General features: G+C 59.7%; 4 protein-coding genes and 1 pseudogene. All 5 read right to left on the bottom strand.

Translation table 11 applies throughout. From position 1 onward, the window contains the following. A partial coding sequence (locus AC1D1Z_RS35685; RefSeq protein WP_477853508.1) for a dihydrodipicolinate synthase family protein occupies positions 1-256 on the bottom strand: 256 nt, incomplete at its 3' end. Beyond that, positions 253-969: a GntR family transcriptional regulator gene (locus AC1D1Z_RS35680; RefSeq protein WP_477853506.1), complete on the bottom strand. Its 717-nt coding sequence runs from the start codon at positions 967-969 to the stop codon at positions 253-255. The genes AC1D1Z_RS35680 and AC1D1Z_RS35685, both read right to left, overlap by 4 nt. Before the next feature lie 499 nt (positions 970-1,468). Then, a complete protein-coding gene (gfa, locus tag AC1D1Z_RS35675) occupies positions 1,469-2,041 on the bottom strand; it encodes an S-(hydroxymethyl)glutathione synthase (protein ID WP_018246031.1) in 573 nt (190 codons plus the stop codon). Between the two features lie 54 nt (positions 2,042-2,095). Continuing rightward, positions 2,096-2,932: an S-formylglutathione hydrolase gene (gene fghA / locus AC1D1Z_RS35670; RefSeq protein WP_018246032.1), complete on the bottom strand. Its 837-nt coding sequence runs from the start codon at positions 2,930-2,932 to the stop codon at positions 2,096-2,098. A gap of 3 nt (positions 2,933-2,935) precedes the next feature. Further along, positions 2,936-3,116 (bottom strand): annotated as a pseudogene (locus AC1D1Z_RS35665) (S-(hydroxymethyl)glutathione dehydrogenase); the annotation flags it as partial.

The following is a 3,116-nucleotide window of genomic DNA, read 5'->3' as shown; positions in this document are numbered from 1 at the left end:
AATCTTCGGTTCGCGTGGCGCCGGTCCCGATAATGAGCGGCAGCCGCGTGCCGATGACTTCCCGCGCATAGGCCGCGAGCTCGAAACGCTCCTGGCTGCTCTGGGCATAGTACTCGCCGGTCGAGYCGCCGACGATGATGCCGTGGACGCCCGCCTCGATCAGCGACTCGAGCACGGCGGCAAATCCAGCCCTGTCGATCTGACCAGTTTGGTCGAGCGGCGTCACCGCCGGCGTATAGATCCCCTCAAACTTCACGACGATTTCTCCAAGAGTTGGGTGGCGGGGCCGCCGAGGAAGGCGTCCGCCTTGAGACCTTGCGGGGCGATGAACATCTCCATGTTCTCGCGGGACAATTCCCAGTGTTCGAAAACGAGGTCGACGACGGCATTCTCGTCGTGAGCGCYGAGCGCATCGATGAAGCCGTCATGATGGCCGACGGCCACTTGAAGCCGTCGCTTCATGTCCTCGTTCCTCGGCCGGAAGAAGGTGTGGCCGATACGCGCGTGGTCGATGAGCAGCCGGCCAAGGCTCGGCTGCAGATAGACGTTGCCCGACATCTCGCCGAAAATTTCGTGGAAGCGATTGTTCTCGAGGACCATCGCCAGGGCGTCCATGTTCTCGCTGGCGGCGCGGAACCGCTCCTGGGTCTGCTTCAGGTCCGAAAGCTGAGTGGGCTTGAAGTTCTGCACGGCGAGACGGCCGATTGCCGCGTAGATCATCGGCGCGACGAGAAAGAAATTCCGCAGGGTGGAGTGGTTCATCGGGATGACCCGTGCGCCCCTGTTCTCGCGGATGTCGATATAGCCCTCACCGGCAAGGCGACGGAATATGTCGCGGACCGGCGTCCGGGAGAGCCCGTATCTTTCGCTCAAACTGGCCTCGTCCAGATCGGCGTCCGGGTCCAGTTCCATCGTCAGAATCTGCCGTTTCAGATCTTCGTAGAGATTGCTCTTGGGGGTCTTCGCCATCGTCATTCTCCGGCCGCGGGTTGCTCTACGCCGTGAAAATGGCACGCCTCTCGGGGCGAGTCAATAATTGTGTACATTACGTACACAATTAGTATTTCTTAAATACACAATGATGCCGAGCAAAGCGTCCCCGGCGCGCGTCAGGCGTCATTTCAAAGCGCTGTCCAGGGATCGGCGTTCCGCGGCGGCGGCCATTGCGGAACTTCCCAAGCGAATTATGGTGGCGGGTCTGTGAGAATTTCGGTGCAGTCGAGGTTGATGCGATTTTTATGCGCATCAACCTTGATCATCAGGCGTCGGAAGCTGGCTGCCGGCAAGCCGGTGCGCGGCCATCACGGACTATCTCGATATCCGGTGGCGGCGGTTTTGTCGGGGAGCGCCGGCTCGGCGTCCCAGAGCATTTCCGCTTCTCTCAAGTCACGGAAATGCTCTCTTTTGTTTTTACGCAATCCCGGACGCAAAAACGCTGCGCACTTTTGCTGGGAATTACTTTAGCCGATCACGAGGCCAGCACGCCGCTCTTCTTGGCGGTCCAGGTTGCGATGTAGTCCATAAGGCCAGGGTTTAGGCAATCGTAAGGCTCGAGGCCTGATGTCCTCAGCTGTGCTCTGACGGCGTCCATCTTCGCGGGGTCGAAGCCGCTTTCGATGATCGACGACACGAAGGCAGCAAAGCCCGGCTTCGCCCAGCCGCTTTCCTGGAAGCGTTCCGGATGGATGAACGACAATCCCTGAAACGGATGTTCGCGCACGACTGGCCCATACATATGCACGCCGCATTCCTTGCAGGCGGTGCGCTGGATCAAGGCAGCGGAATCGACGACAGCGAGCTTATCGCCATTCTCCAAGACTTCGACACTTTCGGTCGGAGCGACCGCCACGACCGAAAAGACTGCACCTTCGGGCTTCCAGCACTTCGTGCAGCCGCAGGCGTGATTGTGGGCGATATCGCTCTTGATTCTTACCTTCACCGGATTGCTGGCGCACTTGCAGACGAGCGTCCCGCCCGCAAAAGCAGCGTCAGTCGCCCGAAAACCTGAATCCACTGCCGGATGTATGGCTATGCTGGTCATGGGTTTCTCCTCCCCTTCTGGGCCGTTTGCGATATGCCCGGCCAAGCTCTGCAATCAGTCTCCCAATCTCCGCGCGTGCCAGCGCAGATGGTCTTCCATGAATGTCGAAATGAAGAAGTAGGAGTGGCCGTAGCCTTCCTGCATGCGAAGCCGCAGGCTGATGCCGGCCGTCTCGCAGGCTTGCCTCAGCTCTTCGGGGCGCAATCCATCCTCCAGGAAGCTGTCCGCCGTCCCTTGGTCGACGAGGAATTCCGGGAACCGGTGCCCGTCTTCGATCAGCGAGCAGGCATCATATGCCCGCCAGCGCGTTTCATCCGATCCGAGGTATTTCTGGAACGCCGGCTTTGACCAGCCGGAGACGGATGGATGGCTGATCGGCGCGAAGGCCGAGCAGCTGCTGAAGCGTTCGGGGTTCTTGAGCGCGATCGTGATCGCGCCATGTCCCCCCATCGAGTGACCGAAGATTCCCTGTCGCGTCATGTCGACCGGAAATTCGGCCGCGATAAGCTTCGGCAATTCATCGACGACGTAGCTGTACATCCGATAGTTCTGTGCGAATGGCGGCTCGGTGGCGTCGACATAAAAACCGGCACCCTTGCCGAACTGCCAATTATCCGGCTCGTCCGGGACGGCATCGCCGCGTGGACTGGTGTCGGGGCAGACGATGACAATACCGAGTTCTGCGGCAAGACGCCGATACTCTCCCTTGTCCATGACGTTTGCATGGGTGCAGGTCAGACCTGAAAGGTACCACAGAACTGGCAGCTTCCGTCCTTTGGCCTGCGGCGGTAGAAATACCGCAAAGGTCATGTCACAGTCGCAGACATCCGAGCGATTGACGTAAACGCCCTGGGTGCCGCCATGAGAATTGTCGGTCGAGATGGTTTTCATGACTCAGTAGACCACCACGCCGCGGATGCTTTTGCCCGAATGCATCAGCTCGAAGCCCTTGTTGATGTCCTCGAGCGGCATGGTGTGGGTGATCATCGGATCGATCTGGATCTTGCCCTGCATGTACCATTCGACGATCTTCGGCACGTCGGTGCGGCCGCGCGCGCCGCCGAAAGCCGTGCCC

This window comes from Rhizobium sp. P1_E1 (assembly GCF_056406015.1).
This window is presented reverse-complemented; position numbering and strand designations above follow the sequence as displayed.

What these genes read in the sequence shown, in the direction of transcription:
- fghA (WP_018246032.1), bottom strand. Translation starts at nt 2,932, where the DNA reads ATGAAAACCATCTCGACCGACAATTCTCATGGCGGCACCCAGGGCGTT.
- gfa (WP_018246031.1), bottom strand. Translation starts at nt 2,041, where the DNA reads ATGACCAGCATAGCCATACATCCGGCAGTGGATTCAGGTTTTCGGGCG.